This is a genomic window from Caulobacter sp. Root343 (genome assembly GCF_001425745.1).
Lineage (GTDB): Bacteria > Pseudomonadota > Alphaproteobacteria > Caulobacterales > Caulobacteraceae > Caulobacter.
This window is the reverse complement of sequence record NZ_LMDF01000007.1, coordinates 459,033-476,271: the sequence shown is the minus strand read 5'-3', so window position 1 is coordinate 476,271 and position 17,239 is coordinate 459,033. Positions and strand designations below refer to the sequence as shown.

13 protein-coding genes, 1 pseudogene and 1 riboswitch are annotated in these 17,239 nt (G+C 68.0%); of the genes and pseudogenes, 4 read left to right on the top strand and 10 right to left on the bottom strand.

Going from position 1 to position 17,239, the window contains the following annotated elements; translation table 11 throughout:
- Position 1 precedes the first annotated feature (1 nt).
- A complete protein-coding gene (locus tag ASC70_RS14940) occupies positions 2–1,948 on the bottom strand; it encodes a TonB-dependent siderophore receptor (RefSeq protein WP_056051360.1) in 1,947 nt (648 codons plus the stop codon).
- 151 nt (positions 1,949–2,099) lie between these two features.
- Positions 2,100–2,289, bottom strand: a riboswitch (cobalamin riboswitch).
- Positions 2,290–2,325: 36 nt separating this feature from the next.
- Between ASC70_RS14940 and cobU the strand changes: the two genes are divergently transcribed.
- Positions 2,326–2,844: a bifunctional adenosylcobinamide kinase/adenosylcobinamide-phosphate guanylyltransferase gene (gene cobU / locus ASC70_RS14935; protein WP_056051355.1), complete on the top strand. Its 519-nt coding sequence runs from the start codon at positions 2,326–2,328 to the stop codon at positions 2,842–2,844.
- Between the two features lie 456 nt (positions 2,845–3,300).
- Here the strand turns inward: cobU and ASC70_RS26000 are convergent.
- Positions 3,301–3,609: pseudogene (locus tag ASC70_RS26000) on the bottom strand (hypothetical protein); the annotation flags it as partial.
- Positions 3,610–3,805: 196 nt separating this feature from the next.
- On the opposite strand from ASC70_RS26000, the gene ASC70_RS14930 reads away from it, so the two are divergent.
- Together ASC70_RS14930 and mazG are read left to right on the top strand one after the other, a co-directional pair.
- On the top strand, positions 3,806–5,236 hold the full coding sequence (locus ASC70_RS14930; protein WP_056051354.1) for an MFS transporter: 1,431 nt from the start codon (positions 3,806–3,808) through the stop codon (positions 5,234–5,236).
- The gene (mazG, locus tag ASC70_RS14925) at positions 5,208–6,023 is read left to right on the top strand and encodes a nucleoside triphosphate pyrophosphohydrolase (protein ID WP_082539722.1); all 816 of its coding nucleotides are present in this window, start codon (positions 5,208–5,210) and stop codon (positions 6,021–6,023) included. The genes ASC70_RS14930 and mazG overlap by 29 nt, the downstream gene beginning before the upstream one ends.
- Before the next feature lie 6 nt (positions 6,024–6,029).
- Here mazG and hflX read toward each other — a convergent pair whose 3' ends face one another.
- From hflX to dusB, 8 genes are all read right to left on the bottom strand, one after another.
- Positions 6,030–7,367 carry a GTPase HflX gene (hflX, locus tag ASC70_RS14920; protein ID WP_047405664.1) on the bottom strand — a complete coding sequence of 446 codons (1,338 nt, stop codon included), beginning with the start codon at positions 7,365–7,367 and terminating at the stop codon, positions 6,030–6,032.
- A 5-nt stretch (positions 7,368–7,372) separates the two neighbouring features.
- Positions 7,373–7,621: an RNA chaperone Hfq gene (gene hfq, locus ASC70_RS14915; RefSeq protein ID WP_013079113.1), complete on the bottom strand. Its 249-nt coding sequence runs from the start codon at positions 7,619–7,621 to the stop codon at positions 7,373–7,375.
- Positions 7,622–7,777: 156 nt separating this feature from the next.
- On the bottom strand, positions 7,778–8,641 hold the full coding sequence (locus ASC70_RS14910; RefSeq protein WP_056051352.1) for a D-amino-acid transaminase: 864 nt from the start codon (positions 8,639–8,641) through the stop codon (positions 7,778–7,780).
- On the bottom strand, positions 8,642–10,030 hold the full coding sequence (ntrX, locus tag ASC70_RS14905; protein ID WP_047405670.1) for a nitrogen assimilation response regulator NtrX: 1,389 nt from the start codon (positions 10,028–10,030) through the stop codon (positions 8,642–8,644). It lies immediately after the preceding gene.
- Positions 10,027–12,270, bottom strand: coding sequence for a PAS domain-containing sensor histidine kinase (locus tag ASC70_RS14900; protein ID WP_056051350.1), 2,244 nt, complete (start codon positions 12,268–12,270; stop codon positions 10,027–10,029). The genes ntrX and ASC70_RS14900 overlap by 4 nt, the downstream gene beginning before the upstream one ends.
- A gap of 64 nt (positions 12,271–12,334) precedes the next feature.
- Positions 12,335–13,756 carry a sigma-54-dependent Fis family transcriptional regulator gene (locus tag ASC70_RS14895; protein WP_047405673.1) on the bottom strand — a complete coding sequence of 474 codons (1,422 nt, stop codon included), beginning with the start codon at positions 13,754–13,756 and terminating at the stop codon, positions 12,335–12,337.
- Positions 13,757–13,758: 2 nt separating this feature from the next.
- Positions 13,759–14,889, bottom strand: coding sequence for a nitrogen regulation protein NR(II) (locus ASC70_RS14890; RefSeq protein ID WP_056051348.1), 1,131 nt, complete (start codon positions 14,887–14,889; stop codon positions 13,759–13,761).
- Positions 14,886–15,893, bottom strand: a complete 1,008-nt coding sequence (dusB, locus tag ASC70_RS14885) for a tRNA dihydrouridine synthase DusB (RefSeq protein WP_056051345.1) — start codon at positions 15,891–15,893, stop codon at positions 14,886–14,888. The genes ASC70_RS14890 and dusB overlap by 4 nt, the downstream gene beginning before the upstream one ends.
- A 177-nt stretch (positions 15,894–16,070) precedes the next feature.
- Between dusB and ASC70_RS14880 the strand changes: the two genes are divergently transcribed.
- Positions 16,071–17,219: a bifunctional 2-C-methyl-D-erythritol 4-phosphate cytidylyltransferase/2-C-methyl-D-erythritol 2,4-cyclodiphosphate synthase gene (locus tag ASC70_RS14880; protein WP_056051343.1), complete on the top strand. Its 1,149-nt coding sequence runs from the start codon at positions 16,071–16,073 to the stop codon at positions 17,217–17,219.
- Positions 17,220–17,239 lie beyond the last annotated feature (20 nt).

The following is a 17,239-nucleotide window of genomic DNA, read 5'->3' as shown; positions in this document are numbered from 1 at the left end:
CCTAGAACCGCGCCCGCAGGCCCACGAAGGCCCCGCGTCCCGGCGTCCCGTAGTTCAGGATGGTCTGGTAGTCCTTGTCGAACGCGTTCTCGACGCGACCGAACACTTCCAGCCCGTCCTTCAGCGGATAGGCGGCCCGCAGGTCGACGGTGGTGTAGCTGGCCACCACCTGGGTGTTGGCGTCGTTGTTGTAGGTCTTGCCCACATGACGCACCGCCACCGTGGTGGTCAGGCCCACCGGCCAGCGATAGGTCGCCGACAGGTTGGCCATGTTTTTCGGCCGCCGAGTCAGCTGCTTGCCCTTGTTGGCGCCCGAATTGGATTCGGCGTCGGTGTAGGTGTAGTTGCCGGTCAGGGTCAGGCCGTCGACCGGCTTCAGCTCGCCGATCAGCTCGAGGCCCTGGGCCTTGGTCTTCTGGACGTTGTTGTAATAGCCGAAGCGCGGCGACCCGCCCGGGGCGCACAGCGGATCGGCGGCCGAGACGCACGAGAAGAACCGGATCTCGTTGTCGGCCTCGCGATGGAACCAGGTGGCCGAGGCGCGAGCCTTGCCGCCCAGGAAGCGCTGCTCGACCCCGGCGTCCCAGCTGTCGAAATCTTCCGGCGACAGGGCCAGATTGCCGTATTCGCTGTAGAGCTCGTAGAGGCCCGGGGCGCGGAAGCCCTGGCCGAAGCTGGCGCGCAGCACGGTGTTTCCCTCGTTCAGCGCCCAGGCGGCCGAGGCCTGGCCCAGGGTGTGCGAGCCATAGGTGTCGTGGTCCTCGTAGCGCAGGCCGGCGGTCAGGGTCAGGCCCGGAACCACCTCGGCCTGCAACTGGCCATAGACGCTGTCGACGCCGACCTTGCCCGTGCGGAACGGTATCAGCGGCTGAGAAACAGTCGGCGAACGGGTCCGCATGCGCGAGCGCTCGCTCTCGGCGCCGAACGACGCGGTCCAGGTGTCGGTGACCGCGAACACGCCCTGATATTCCCAGCGCTTGTTCTTGCCGGCCGAGTCGAAGGTCATCGGCACGGAACGCGCCGGGTTGTAGTTGGCGCGATCGGTGTCGGTGTAGGCGTAGCCGACGCGGTTGTTGAAGCGGCCGTCCAGCAGGGCGAAGTTCAGGCCGCTATAGACGACCAGCTCCTTGGTGCGGCCGAATTCGGCGCTATCGCCGGCGAAGCCGTCGAAGTCGTTCTTGCCGCGCGAATAGACCGAACGGACCTCGGCCGAGACGTTGTCGGTCAGCTGGACGCGCACCCGGCCCGAGGCGCCGGCGTTCTGGTAGCCGTCCTTCTCGGTCCCGGTCTTGTAGGTCGAGAAGCCGTCGGTCGTGTAGTAGCCGCCGGCGAGACGCCAGACGACCTTGTCGGTGGCGCCGCCGAGCCCGCCGCGCACATAGCCGGTCTTGCGTGCGCCGACCTCGACGTCGGCCGAGCTGGTGAACGGCGCGGTCGGATCGGCGGTGACGATGTTGACCACGCCGCCGATGGCCTGACTGCCCCACAGGGTCGACTGGGCGCCGCGCAGGATCTCGATGCGCGAGATGTCGCCGACCAGCAGGTTGCCGCTGTTGAAGCCGCCCTGGGTCGAGGACGGGTCGTTGAGCTTGACGCCGTCGATCAGCACCACGGTGTGCTGGGTCTCGGCGCCGCGGATGTTGAGGCTGGTGCTCGTGCCCGGCCCGCCGTTGCGGGTGAAGCTGACGCCGGGCTGCTGGGCCAGCAGATCGGTGATCGAGATCGCCTGGCTGGCCTCGATGGCGCCTTGCGTCAGGACGGTGACCGAGGCGCCGACCTTCTCGATCGGCTGGGCGGTGCGGGTGGCGGTCACGACAAGCTCGGCGACGCCATTGGCGCCGACCTTGCCTGCGACATCGGCCTCGGGGGCTTTCTGGTCGTCAGCCATCGCCGATCCTGAGATGAGGATCGTGGCTAGGGCGGTGGAGCTGAAAAACGCTCGGATCATGGTCTTCTACTTCCCGTTCGAAACGATCCGCGCGCTGACCCACGACCCACCCGTGAGCTCGAAAAAGCCACGCGTACGCCTCGGACCGACGCGCGGTCCTGTGACAGTCGTTTCTCGGGAGACCCCGTTCGTTTGGCGCACCCCGGCCAAGCGATGAACGACCGCGCCGGGCAGGTCTCCTGGCTCACGGGTCAATGCTCTTGGCGTCGCCTTCCCAGGGTTTTTGACCCCAGTGGCATGAGACGCGAGAGCTCGCCGCTTACAGTTGCGGGGGCAGCCGAGGTCTTGAACCTCGTTCCCTTTTAATCCTCTTTCGAGGAGCCTGACGCGACGCCAGCCCTATATGCTGCGCCGCACACCGTCAATGTGGAGCTTCCATGACCGCGACCCTGGTGCTGGGCGGAGCCCGTTCCGGCAAGAGCGCCTTCGCCCAGAAAGCGACGGAAACCGCCGCCGGCGCTGGGCGTCCGGTCCTGATCGCCACCGGCCAGGCGTTCGACGACGAGATGGCGGACCGGATCGCGCGGCACCGGGCCGATCGCGGCGAATCATGGATTACCGTCGAGGCGCCGCTGGCGCTGCCGGCCGCCATCGCCGCCCTGCCGGCCGACGCGGCAGCGGTCGTCGACTGCCTGACCTTGTGGCTGTCGAACCTGTTGATGGCCGAACGGGATGTCGAGACGGCGGCGACCGAATTGGTCGAGGCGGCGGCCGCCTGCCCCGCCCGGCTCTGGCTGGTCAGCAACGAGGTCGGTCTGGGCATCGTCCCCGAGACGCCGCTGGGCCGCCGCTTCCGCGACGAGGCTGGCCGCCTGCACCAGCGGCTCGCCGCGACGGCGGACGAGGTCTATTTCGTGGCGGCGGGCCTGCCGTTGAGGTTGAAGCCGCAGGGGTGAACGCCCGTCGGAGCGCGGGCATAGAACCCCTCTCTCTTTGAGAGAGGGAGGGGCCCGCGCCGCAGGCGTGGGAGGGTGAGAGGTTAGGCGAAGCCGGTGGGGGATTTCGCGCATCTCGCTGAGGAGAGAGGGAGGGGCCCGCGCCGCAGGCGTGGGAGGGTGAGAGGTTAGGCGAAGCCGGTGGGGGATTTCGCGCATCTCGCTGAGTTTTCAGGATTTATCGGTGGGCGGTGTAACCACTCACCCTTCCATGCTGCGCATGGGCCCCTCCCTCTCTCTCAGAGAGAGGGATGATGGAAGGCACGAGCGTTCAGCCTCTTTCATCCTCCCCCTCGAAACCTCGCTTATGCTCTCCCCACCTCGTCGCGAGGAAAGGGCGCATGGCCAGCGACCGATTGCGGCGGCGGGGGGCGATCGAGCGGTGCAGGTCCGAGGGGGATACTCGGACGGTCCGGNCACCTCGTCGCGAGGAAAGGGCGCATGGCCAGCGACCGATTGCGGCGGCGGGGGGCGATCGAGCGGTGCAGGTCCGAGGGGGATACTCGGACGGTCCGGGGACCTGGTTTCGCTGCCAGGCCCGCCCGCCGTCGGCGTGGTTGAAGGTAAAAGGGTGTGTCTTAGCCTGAATTGGCTCGCTCTCTTCGACCTCTGGGCGCTTCCGGAAACGGAGGAGCCCGGGTCCCGGTAAGGCCTGAACAGGGCCACCCGACGGGACGCTGGCGGATAACGGTCGCGCGGAGCGTCTGGCTTCGTCGAAACGGTATCAAACTAAACACACTCCGGACGGCGCCCGGCGCTCCGCGTCCCTTTCCATCCCTTCAGCGGCAAGCCGCGTGAGGCGGCGGAGCCGTGCGCGCCGGAAGACGCTGGCGCTGGGCGAGCAATCCTCGCACACTCTTTGAAACAGCCGCCCAGCGGCGTGGAGTCCAAGCGCGATCAACAGCGCGGGGAGGAGTACACAATGTCCGAGCGTCCTTCACCGCCCAGACCGGCGTCGCCCAGACCCTCTTTGCCGAGGCCGGCGTCCGGAACCCTGGCCATATTCGCCGGCCCTTGCATCCCCCTGTCGGCCTTGGGCCTGCCCCTGGTGGTCTATCTGCCGGAGTTCTACGTCAGCACGGTCGGACTTTCGCTGTCGGCGGTGGGCGCGGCCTTCCTGCTGGTGCGGCTGATCGACATCGCCTTCGACCCGTTCGTCGGCGGGATGATGGACCGCACGCGCACCCGACTGGGCCGCTTCAGGCCCTGGATGCTGGCCGGCATGCCAGTGGTGGGCGTCGGCGCTTTCGCGCTGTTCATGGGCAAGCCGGGCGTGACGCCGCTGTATCTCTGGGCCTGGTTGCTGGTCACCTATGCCGGCTATTCGATGTGCGTGCTGTCGCACACGGCCTGGGGCGGCGTGCTGTCCAGCGACTACCAGCAGCGTTCGCGCGTCTACGGCTGGTGGCAGGGCGGCAACGTCGTCGGCATGATCCTGGTCCTTTGCCTGCCGCCGCTGATGGTCGCGCTGACCAAGGGCGACCACACCGCCGGGATCCGCGCCATGGGCTGGTTCATCGTCGCCTTGCTGCCGATCACCGTGCTGCTGGCGGTCAAGGTGGTCGGCGAGCCGGCCGCGCCGGTCGCCCGGCACGCCGCCGGCATCAAGCAATATCTGGCGCTGCTGACCCGCCCTTCCGTGCGCCGCCTGCTGGCCGCCGACCTGCTGATGGGCGTGGCGCCGGGTATCGCCGGGGCGCTGTTCCTGTTCTTCTTCGAGCGCATCAAGCATTTCGACAAGGCCCAGGCCGGGATCCTGCTGCTGGTCTATTTCCTGGCCGCCCTGGCCGGCGCACCGATCTGGCCGGTTCTGGCCAAGCGAGTCGGCAAGCACGGGGCCATGGCGATCGGCGGGGTGCTCTACGCGATCGTGCAGTTCGCCGCGGTGCTGACTCCGCCCGGCAATACGGCCGTCGGCATGATCGTTCTGGTGCTGGCCGGCCTGCCTTACACAGCCGCGCCGATGCTGGTGCGCTCGATGATGGCCGACATCGGTGACGAGGAGCGGCTGGCCAGCGGCGTCGATCGCACGGGCCTGCTCTATGCCATCGTCACGGGCACGCTGAAGCTGGGCTACGCCCTGGCGATCGGCGTCTTTCCGGTGTTGGCCTGGCTGGGTTTCGACCCCAAGGCGCCGACGCCGAGCGGCGAGACCGCCCTCACCGTCCTCTACGCCGTCGTACCCGCCGCGATGGGATTGCTGGTCGCGGCGATCATGCTGCGCTATCCGCTGAATGCGACCCGTGTCGCCGAGATCCAGCGCCAGCTCGCGGCGCGGGACGCGGCGGCGGACGCCGCGCAACCCGCAGCCCAGCCGAGTCCAAATGCCGCTTTCTCCGCCCCCGCAGAATGACGATCAGCACCCGCTCTTCCGCCTGGTCGAGATCATGGCCAAGCTGCGCGATCCCGACGGCGGCTGCCCCTGGGACCTGGAGCAGACCTTCGCGACCATCGCGCCCTATACGGTCGAGGAGGCCTACGAGGTCGCCGACGCCATCGAACGCAACGATCTGCCGGAGCTGAAGGAGGAGCTCGGCGACCTGCTGCTGCAGGTCGTGTTCCACGCGCGCATGGCCGAAGAACAAGGGGCGTTCGACCTCAAGGACGTCGCCGCGGCCATTTCCGACAAGATGATCCGCCGCCATCCGCACGTGTTCGGCGACCACGCCTACGAAGACCTCTCGGCCCAGGTGGCCGGCTGGGAGCAGCTCAAGGCGCAGGAGCGGCAAGCCAAGGCCAAGATCGGCGTGCTGGACGACGTGCCGACCGGCCTGCCCGCTCTGACCCGCGCCGTGAAGCTGACCAAGCGCGCCGCCCGCGTCGGCTTCGACTGGCCGACGGCCACCGAGGTGTTAGCCAAGCTGCGCGAGGAGACCGAGGAGATCGCGGTCGAGATCGAGGCGGGCGACATGGCCAAGGCCCGCCAGGAGCTGGGCGACATCCTGTTCGTCTGCGCCAACCTGGCCCGCAAGCTGGACGTCGATCCGGAAGACGCGCTGCGCGCCACCAACGCCAAGTTCACCCGCCGCTTCGCCTTCGTCGAGGCCGGGCTGGCCGAGCGCGGCAAGACGCCGGACCAATCGGACCTGGCCGAGATGGACGCGCTATGGAACGACGCCAAGGCGGCCGAGAAGGCCTAAGCCCCTCTACTGGGCTGCCTGGACTTCGGCTTCCGGAAACTGGCGCTCGAACCGACCCAAGGCCTGGGCGTCGAGGCGGGCGATCAGGCGGACCTCGCCGGCGGGGCCATCGTAGCGGCTCATCACGCGACCATTGCGGTAGATCCAGGCCAGGGCCTGGCCGTGATGGGCGCCGAGCTGGACCTCGACCGGCGGCGAGTCGTCGATCAGGCCGCTGATCCGGCGCAGCAACGCCTCGCAACCGTCTCCGGTGACGGCCGAAACCGCCGAGGCTTCGGAGCGACGCGCCTGGCCCTCGACGATCTCGCGCTCTTCCTCGCCCAACAGATCGACCTTGTTCCAGACCTCGACGACGGTCTTGCCCTCGTCGAACGTCACGCCCAGCTCGGCGAGCACGGTCTTGACGTCGCGGGCCTGGGCCTCGCTGTCGGGATTGGCGACGTCGCGGACGTGCAGGACCACGTCCGCCTCCTGCACTTCCTCCAGCGTGGCGCGGAAGGCCTCGACCAGCTCGTGCGGCAGGTCCGAGATGAAGCCCACGGTGTCGGACAGGATCGCGGGCCGGCCGTCGGGCAGCTTCACGGTGCGCAAGGTCGGGTCCAGCGTCGCGAACAGCATGTCCTTGGCCAGAACCTCGGCCTCGGTCAGGCGGTTGAACAGCGTCGACTTGCCGGCGTTCGTATAGCCGACCAACGCCACGGTCGGGTACGGGACCTTCTTGCGGGCGCTGCGATGCAGGGTCCGCGTGCGACGCACTTCTTCGAGCTCTTTCTTGAGCTTGAGAATGTTGTCGCGGATCAGGCGGCGGTCGAGCTCGATCTGGGTTTCGCCGGGGCCGCCGGTATTGCCGGTGCCGCCCCGCTGGCGTTCCAGGTGGGTCCAGGTGCGGACAAGGCGCGACCGTTCGTATTCCAGCCTGGCCAGTTCGACCTGCAGGCGACCTTCCCGCGTGCGGGCTCGGCGGGCGAAGATCTCGAGGATCAGGCCCGTGCGATCCACCACCTTCACCTTCAGCGCCTTTTCGAGGTTGCGCTGTTGGATCGGGGTGAGCTGGTCGTCGAAGACCGCGACGTCAATGTGCTCGACCTCGCAGATCGCCGCGAACTCCTCGATCTTGCCCTTGCCGAACAAGGTCGCCGGCGTGACCGCGCGCAGAGGCGCGATCACGGTCTCGACGACTTCGAGATCGAGCGCGACCGCGAGGCCGACGGCTTCCTCGAGCCGGGCATTGGGATCCCGGGCTTCGAGGGCCGCCTGGCCGCGCAATTGCCGCGCCGGATGGATGACGAGCGCCTTCAGGATCGGCGCGGCGTGGTCAATCGACCTGGATGTGGATTTGGACAATCGTCTCAGTCGTCGGAGTCGGCGCTGGGCTCATAGAGCTGAACGGGTTGCGCCGGCATGATGGTGGAGATGGCGTGCTTGTACACCAGTTGCGACTGGCCGTCGCGGCGCAGAAGGACGCAGAAGTTGTCGAACCAGCTGACCACGCCCTGCAGCTTGACGCCGTTGACCAGGAAGATGGTGAGCGGCGTCTTCGACTTACGCACGCTGTTCAGGAAGGTGTCCTGAAGGTTTTGCTTCTTTTCGGCGGACATCGGGGGTTCCCCTCTCATTGTTCTCGGAGGGCCACACGCCCCCCACACAAACAAGACCATGCTAGATGATTTTTCGTTGAAAGCGACAAGCCCTCAGTGAAAATTTCCGCAAGGTCGCGCGACGCAAGGCCGCCCGCGCCGAATATTGCTCCGACCTCAGACGGCTTTCTGACGCGCGCGCTCAATATAGAGACGCCGCAGCCGCGTCGCCACCTCGCCCGGCTTTCCTTCGCCCAGCTTCACGCCATCGACTTGGACGATCGGCGTAAGCAGCGAGCCCGCGCCCGTGATGAACGCCTCCTTGGCGCCTTGCGCCTCGGCGATCGTGAAGGGCTTTTCGCTGAACGGCAGGCCGATTTCCCGGATGACCTCCAGCAAGGTGGAGCGGGTCACGCCGCGCAGGATATTGGCGTTGGTGTCGCGGGTGCGCAGCGCGCCCTCGGCGTCGATGATCCAGGCGTTGGATGACGCGCCTTCGGTGACCAAGCCCATGTCGTCGACGAACCAGGCCTCGATCGCGCCCCGCTCACGCGCCGCCTGTTTGGCCAAGGCGTTCGGCAGCAGGCCGATCGACTTGATGTCGCAGCGGCCCCAGCGGTTCTCCGGCACGGAGATGACCGACGCCCCCTGAGCGGCCTTGGCGTCGGCGGCGGCGCGATCGACCGACTTGGCGGTGATCACGGTCGAAGGAAGGACGGCGGGATTGGGGAAGGCATGGTCGCGCTTGGCCACGCCGCGGGTCACCTGCAGATAGCAGAGGCCCTCGCGCACCTTGTTGCGCCGCACGGCCTCGCGCAGCACCAGGGTCAGCGACGCTTCGCTCATCGGGTGGGCGATACGCAGCTCGTCCAGGCTGCGCCACAGGCGGGCGAAGTGGCCCTCGGCGTCGGCGAGCTTGCCGTCGAACACGGCCCAGACCTCATAGACGCCGTCGGCCAGCTGGTAGCCGCGATCCTCGATATGGACGACAGCCTCGCCGTGCCGCACGAAGCGGCCGTTCACATAAGCGAAACGCGACATCTATTCTTCCTCTTCCGCCCGGGCTCCGGCGACGCCCAGCGACTTCAGCTTGCGGTGCAGCGCCGAGCGCTCCATGCCGATGAAGTTGGCGGTCCGCGAGATGTTGCCGCCGAACCGCAGGATCTGGGCGTTCAGGTATTCGCGCTCGAACAGTTCGCGGGCCTCGCGCAGCGGCAGGGCAATGATCCGCTCGGCGCCGATCGCGCCGGCGTTGCCCGCGCTGGGCTGATCGGCGCCCGCCAGCATCTCGGCCGTGATCACGTCGCCCGGCTCGCCCGAGGCCAGGATCAGCATCCGCTCAACGTTATTGCGCAACTGCCGAACATTGCCCGGCCAGGTCTGAACCTGCAGCGTGGCCAAGGCGTCTTCGCCCAGCTTGCGACGCTGGAGCCCCGTCGCCTCGCTGATGCGGTCGATGAAGAAGTTGATCAGCTCCGGAATGTCCTCCCGGCGCTCGGCCAGGCCGGGCACGCGCACGGGCACCACGTTCAGGCGATGGAACAGGTCCTCGCGGAAGCGGCCGGCGGCGATCTCGTCACGCAAGTCGCGGGCGCTGGACGAGATCACGCGGACGTCGACCTGGACGTCGTTGTCGCCTCCGACACGGCGGAAGCGCTGCTCGACCAGCACCCGCAGGATCCGGCCCTGGGTCTCGCGCGGCATGTCGGCCACTTCGTCGAGATAGAGGGTGCCGCCGTGGGCGCGTTCGAACACACCGATCTTGCGCGGGCGGCCGCCCTCGCCTTCCTCGCCGAACAGCTCCACGTCCAGCCGCTCGGGCGCCATGCCTGCGGCGCTCACCGCCACGAACTCCTGACGAGAGCGGGCGCTGGCGCCGTGGATCAGGCGCGCCACCAACTCCTTGCCCGCGCCGGGCGGACCGGAGACCAGGACGCGACTATTGGCCGGCGCGACCTTCAGGATCAGCTGACGCAACGCCTGGGCCGGGGCCGACTTGCCGATCAGGCCGTCAGGCGCCAGGGTCTGGGTGCGCAAACGGCGGTTCTCACGACGCAGGCCGGCGGCTTCCAGCGCGCGCTCGACCACCATCAGCAGCCGGTCGGACTTGAACGGCTTTTCCAGGAACTCGTAAGCGCCGCGTTTGATGGCGCTGACGGCGGTCTCGATGTTGCCGTGGCCGGAGATCATGATCACCGGCAGATCGGCGTCCAGACCCTTGACCATGTCCAGCAGTTCGAGGCCGTCCATACCGCCGCCCTGCATCCAGATGTCCAGGACCAGCAGGGCGGGTTTGCGGGCGCGGATCGCGGCCAGGGCCTGATCGGAATCCGCGGCCGTACGGACCGCGTAGCCTTCATCTTCTAGGATTCCGGCCACCAGCTCGCGGATGTCGGCCTCGTCATCCACAACAAGAACGTCGGCGCTCATATCATCTCCTCAACGCCACTCTGGGCCGCGACGGCCAGGCGCGCTGTCGTCGGAAACTTCAGGATCACGCGGGCTCCGGGGAGCGCGCGCGCGTCGGTGAGAACCAGGCTGCCGCCATGGTCCTCCATGATCCGCTTGACGATGGCCAGGCCTAGGCCTGTCCCCTTCTCGCGGGTGGTCACATAGGGTTCGGTCAGACGGTCGCGGTCCTTGGCGGGCAGACCCACGCCATTGTCCTCGACCGTTACACACAGATCGTCGGCGTCCGAGACCAAGGTCGCGGTAACCCGGCCGCGCAGCCCAGGCTCGGCCAAGCGTCGCGAGCCAACGGCCTCGCCGGCATTCTTCAGGATATTGGTCAGGACTTGACCGATCATCCGTTCGTCGCTGGTCACCCAGACATCCTCACCGCCTGGCTCTTCCAGCTTCACCTCGATCTCGGCGTCCTGGAAGCGCTGGGCGAAGACCGCCTGGCGCAGCATTTCGGTCAGGTTGGCCGGTTCGAAGCGCGGTGCGGGCATGCGGGCGAAGGCCGAGAACTCGTCGACCATCCGGCCGATGTCGCCGACTTGGCGGATGATCGTCTCGGTGCAGCGATCGAAGGTCTCCAGATCGCTGGCGATCTCCTTGCGATATTTGCGGCGCAGGCGTTCGGCCGACAGCTGGATCGGCGTGAGCGGGTTCTTGATCTCATGCGCGATCCGGCGCGCGACATCCTTCCAGGCGGCGTTGCGCTGAGCGGCCACCAGTCGGGTGATGTCGTCGAAGGTCAACACGAGGCCCTGAGCCACGTGACCGGCCGCGCGCACCCGCAGGCGGCGGGTCTCGCCTTCGCGCATGATGTCGACCTCGACGTCGGTGTCGGGGCGGCTTTCCTGCAGCGCCTCCATCACGGTCGCGAACTCGGGCGCGAGCTGGATCAGGTCGACGCCCAGGGCGTCGTCGGGCAGGCCCAGCAGGGTCACCGCGCGCCTGTTGACGGCGGAGACCTTGCCACGCTCGTCCAGGCTGACCACGCCGGCGCTGACGCCCGACAGCACGGTCTCGATGAACTGACGTCGGCTCTCCGCGTCGAGGCTGGCGGCCTTTAGCGCGGCTTGCTGCAACTGCAGCTCGCTCGTCATCATGTTGAAGGCGTTGGAGAGCGCGCGGATCTCCTCGGGGCCGGTGTCGGCCTCGACCCGGGCGTCGAGATCGCCGCCGGACACCCGGCCGGCCGCCTCGACCAAACCCGCGACCGGGCCCGCGATCGAGTTGGCCGCGGCGATGCCCACCCAGATGGCGGCCACCAGCACCAGCAGGGCCGTTTCCAGATAGCTGAGACCGAAGATCGCCTGGATGCGGTCGCGGCTCCGCTCGGCGTCGCGATAGGAGACCAGGGCGTTCTGGGTTTCGATCAAGTGGGTCAGGATGCCCTTTTCGATCGGACGAACGACATAGAGATAGGCGTCAGGAAAGGCCTTCAACTTATAGAGCGCGCGGAACAGATCGGCGGAGACGAAGCGCTGGGCGGTGACCTCGCCGCTGTCGGTCGCCTCATAACTGGTCGGCGGCGGCGCCAGGAATGGCGGGGCGTCCTTGAGCTCGGCGCGCGCCAGGATGCGGCCATCGCGATCCAGCACGTAAGCCGCGGCGAAGCCGTTGGCCTTGGTCTCCTCGCCCAGGAAATGGCCAAACGCCACCGGCGAATGGACCAGCGCCGGCGCGGCTTCGTTGAGGTTCGCCGCCATCGGTCCGATGTGTTCGGAGATATATTTGGTCTGCTGCTCGACGTACGAGTTGGCGACCTTGGCCGAGTTGCCGACCACGGTCTGGACCCGCTGGCTGAACCAGCCATCGACGCCGCGATTGACCAGCACCCCGAAGAAGAGCGCCACGATCAACGCGGGGGCGACGGCGGCCACCGAGAACAGGCTCACGAAGCGCAGGTGCAGGCGGGCGCCGGCGTCGCTGGCCCGGGCGTCGATCAGGTCGTAGAGCCGCAGGCCGACCACGGTCGCCACACCCAGGATCAGCACCAGGTTGAAGCCCAGCACCACCAGAATCACGGTGCTGGCGGTACTGATGGAATCGGTGCTCGGAGGCGACGACGCCAACGCCACGCCCGCGACCGTCAGGACGACCGCCAAGGCATAGCCGCCACCGGTCAGATAGCGCGACCGCAGGAGCTCCCGCCACCAGGCCCGGCTGAACCGGGTCGGCGGGTCTTCCGATCCCGTCGCGTAAGCCACTGAAGACATCGTCGCGGAGTTTAGGAGCGTGTGTCCTAAATTCAACAGTTATGTGCCGTGAAAGCTTCAGCAGCTAGCGACGGCCCCGCGTCATCTCCACGCCCAGATCCTGTATCTTCTTGCGCAAGGTGTTTCGGTTGAGGCCGAGGATCTCGGCGGCCCGGACCTGGTTGCCGCGCGTCGCCGACAGGGTCAACTGGATCAGCGGCCGCTCCACTTCCTCGAGGATGCGATCATAGAGTCCGGGCGGCGGTACGCCGTCGGGCTGGTCGGCGAAGTGCGAGGCCAGGTGGCGCTCGACCAGGGTCGAGAGGGTCAGCGGCCCCTCTTCCGAACGCACGGCCGGCGTATGGTCCTGCAGCTCGCGGTCGACGATGCGGGCGGTGATCAGTTCCTCGGCATAGAGGGCGCACATCCGGCGCATCAGGTTCTCGAGCTCGCGGACATTGCCGGGCCACGGATGGGTCTTCAGGCGATCGAGCGCGCTCTGGTCGATGGTCTTGGCGGGCAGGCCCTCGCGCGCGGCGCGGAGCAGGAAGGTGCGGGCCAGGTCTGGAATGTCCTCGACCCGATCGCGCAGCGGCGGCAGGCGCACGGGCGCGACGTTCAGGCGGAAGAACAGGTCCTCGCGGAACAGGCCTTGTTGGATCAGACCCCGAAGGTCGCGATTGGTGGCGGCGATGATCCGGACGTTCGGCCGACGACCGGTCTTGGGGTTGATCACTGGCTCGGTGCCATCGATCACGCGCAGGAGACGGGTCTGAGCGTCCAGCGGCATGTCGCCGATCTCGTCCAGGAACAGGGTGCCGCCATCGGCCTCGACCAGGCGGCCGTTGTCGCCGTCTCCCCGCCCGAACAGTTCGACCTCGACCCGCTCGCGCGGGACGGCGGCCAGGTTCAGGACCACGAACTTGCCGTCGCGACGACGTCCCAATTCGTGCAGGGCGCGGGCGACCAGCTCCTTGCCGGTGCCGCTTTCGCCAAGGATCAGGACCGTCAGGTCGGCTCCGACCAAGCGGGCGATGGTCCGATAGACCTCTTGCATCGGCGCCGAGCGGCCGATCAACGGCAAGCGCTCGTCACGCATGGCGCGGGCTTGGGCCTTGGAGGCCTCGGCGTCCGCCGGACGCGACAAGGCTCGACGGGCGGCCGCGGTGACATCGTCGAGGTCGAACGGCTTGGAGACATATTCGAATGCCCCCGCGTCGGCGGCGTTGACCGCCGTCAGCAGGGTGTTCTGCGCGCTCATCACGATGATCGGCAGCTTGGGCCGTTCCTTGCGGATGCGCGGCAGCACGTCGAACACGTTCTCGTCGGGCATCATAACGTCGGTGACGACCAGGTCGCCCTCGCCGTCCGTGACCCATTTCAGCAAGGTGGTGGCGTTACCCGTGGCGCGCACCTGATAGCCCAGGCGCGTGAACGCCTGGCTCAGCACCAGGCGCACCGAGCTGTCGTCGTCGGCGATCAGGATCTTCTTGCTCGCGGCGTTCATGCTCAGGCGTCTCCGGAAACGGTTTCGGGGGCCCCGTTCTGGGGGGCGACGGGCAACAGCACGCGGAACACGGTGCGGCCCGGCTCGGATTCGAAGTCGATCAGACCGCCGTGGGCGGTGACGAGTTTGGTGACCAGGGCCAAGCCCAGGCCGGTGCCGTTGGCCTTGGTGGTGACGAACGGCTGGAACAGGTGGTCGCGCAGGCTGGCCGGTACGCCGGGGCCGTTGTCGATCACCTTGACTTCGATCGGCGCACCGCTGGCGGTCTTGCCATCGGCGCCGCGCACCCGCACGCCGGGACGCCAGGCGGTATGGATCGCGATCTGGCCGCGATCGTCGCCCCGCATATGGGCGGCCTCGGCGGCGTTCTTGGTCAGGTTCAGGAAGATCTGGATCAGGTGATCCTCGTCGCCCCAGACCTGCGGCAGCGAGGGGTCGTAACTTTCCTTCATCTGCAACCCGTCGGCGACGCCGTTGGCGGTCAGGGCCCGCACGCGGTCCAGCACTTGGTGGATGTTGACCGGTTCGCGCGGGGTCGGGACCTCGTCGGAGAAGGCCTCCATGCGATCGACCAGGCGGCGGATGCGATCGGTCTCGTCGACGATCAGCTGAGCCAGCGGCTGGTCCACGGCGCTGGCGCCGGTCTTCAGCAGCTGGGCCGCGCCCCGGATGCCGGCCAACGGGTTCTTGATCTCGTGGGCCAGCATCTTGCCAAGGCCCACGACCGAGCGCAGGCCCGCAGCGTCCGCGGCCTTGTCGACGCCCAGGACGCCCTTCACATGCAGGGTCAGCAGCACCGACCCGTCGCCAAGCGGCGCGGCGGCGCCGTCGGCTTCGAACGGCGGCTGGCCGAACAGATTGACCTCGACGCCATGCTCACGGACCAGAGCGCCTTCGAAGATCGCCCGATCCAGCAGCGCCACGAGCACCGAGCCCGGCGGTAGGGCCGCCCGGAACCGCCCGCGCGCCAATAGAGAGAGGCCGTGGCCGAACAGCGCCTCGGCGGCTTCGTTGACCGCGACCAGCCCGCCGTCGCGATCGACCACCAGGGCCGGCTCGGGGCTGAGATCGAAGGCGGCGGCTTTCAGGGCCTCGGGGGCGACGCCGCCCAGGACGCGGGCACGGTCGGTCATGCGGCTAATCTCCCGCCCACTAGCCACAGGTCGCGCAAGGCGGCCTCCACGGCGGCGGGATCTTCAAGGCGGCACAGGGCAGCGCGGGCTGCACGTCGTTCTTCTGCGGTATCCGGCCAGGGCGCGGCCTCGATGTACGAGGCCAGGTGCTTGCGGAACATCTTCAGGCCCAGGCGCTCGCCATAGAAATCAAGGCTGCGCCGGAAATGGGTGAGCGCGATGGCCAGGCGCTCCTCGGCGTCCGGCTCGACGAAGCCACGACCGTCGAGCGCGGCCTCGATCGCGCCGGCGATCCAGGGGCGACCATAGACGCCTCGGCCGATCATCACGCCGTCGGCGCCCGACTGCTCCAGCGCCCTGCGAGCGCTGTCCCCATCAACGATGTCGCCATTGACGAGAACCGGCACCGAAACCGCCCTCTTCACCGCCGCGACGGCGGTCCAGTCGGCGACGCCCTTGTAGAATTGGTTGCGCGTGCGGCCGTGCACCGTGATCGCCTTGGCCCCGACGGCCTCGGCGCGGGCGGCGATCTCGGGCGCGTTGAGGCTGTCCGTGTCCCAGCCCAGACGCATTTTGACGGTCACTGGCACGTCAACGGCCTCGACAGCGGCGGCGACCAGGGCCTCCGCCAGATCCGGCTCGCGCATTAGCGCCGAGCCGCAGGCGGCGCCGGCGGCCACCTCTTTGGCGGGACAGCCGAAGTTCAGATCGATGATCTCGGCCCCGGCGTCCTGCGCCATGCGAGCGCCCTGGGCCATGAACGCGATGTCGCGACCGACCAGCTGGATGACCGTCAGGGGCAGGCCCTCGCCGACCGCCGCGCGGCGCACCACGTCGGGCCGCCCCCGCGCGAACTCCGCGCTGGCTACCATTTCCGTCGCCACATAAGGCGCGCCGAGCGCCGTGGCCGTTTCCCTGAAGGGCAGGTCCGAGATCCCGGTCATGGGTGCGATCCACACCCGACCGGGGATTTCGACCCCGCCGACTTCGAGCTTGTTGCTCATTTTGTGATCATCCCCGTAGCCATCTTTTTAGGCACATTGTGCGGCGCAGTAAAGCCCGGATCGCCAGAGGCCTTCCCGATCGTCTCGATCGGATGAGAAGGCCCTGAACCAAAGAGACCGCCCGTCCCGGTCGGGACGGGCTATGGACAAGCGCGGCCACCGGACTAAACAGCCGCCATGACCTTTTCCGCCGTGATCGTCGCCGCCGGCTCGGGAACCCGCGCCGGACCCGGCCAGGCCAAGCAGTGGCGGCCCGTGGCGGGTAAAGCGGTTCTTCGTTGGTCCGTCGAGGCTTTCCTGGCGGCCGACGCGGCGGACATCGTCATCGTAACGACCGAAGATGGGGAAAAGGCGCTGACCGAGGTGCTGGCGGGCCTTTCCGGTTGGCGCGCGGCGCGCGGCGGCGCGACGCGGGCATTGTCTGTCCAGTCGGGCCTCGCGGCCCTGGCGCATCGTCCTGAGAATGAGCCGGTGCTGATCCATGACGCCGCCCGCCCCTTTCTCAGCGGCGCGACAATCCAGGGCGTCTTGAGGGCGCTTGAGTCGGCTGACGCCGCCCTGCCCGCACTCCCCGTCGCCGATACGCTCAAGCGCGCCAAGCCGGGCGCCGATCTGCTGACGATGTCCCGCGAGCACCTTTGGCGCGCTCAGACACCGCAAGCCGCACAACGTAAGACCCTGATCGACGCCCATGCCCGCTGGTCTGGCGGCGAACCAACCGACGACGTCCAGGTCGTCGAAGCCGCTGGCGGCCGCGTGGCGATCGCGCCGGGCGATCCGCTATTGATGAAACTCACCTATCCCGAGGACTTCGCCATGGCCGAACGGCTCGCCGGCGCCGCGCGCATCACTCGAGTCGGCCAGGGCTTCGACGCCCACCGCTGGGGTCCGGGCGAGGAAGTCTGGCTGTGCGGCGTCGCGATCAAGCACGACGAGACTTTGATCGGCCATTCCGACGCAGACGCCGGCCTGCACGCCTTGACCGACGCTATCCTGGGCGCGATCGGCGAAGGCGACATCGGCGACCACTTCCCGCCGACCGATCCGAAGTGGAAGGGCGCCGCTTCGGACCAGTTCCTCAAGCACGCCGCCGAACTGGTGGCGGCCAAGGGCGGGGCGATCATCAATGTCGACGTGACCCTGATCTGCGAGCGCCCGAAGATCAAACCGCACCGCCAGGCCATGCGCGAGCGACTGGCCGAGATCCTCGGACTTCCCGTCGACCGGGTCAGCGTCAAGGCCACGACCACCGAGAAGATGGGCTTCACCGGCCGCGGCGAAGGCCTGGCCGCCTCGGCCGTCGTGGCGGTCGAGACCCCGGCCTGAACGAGCTAAGCTGAGGCCCG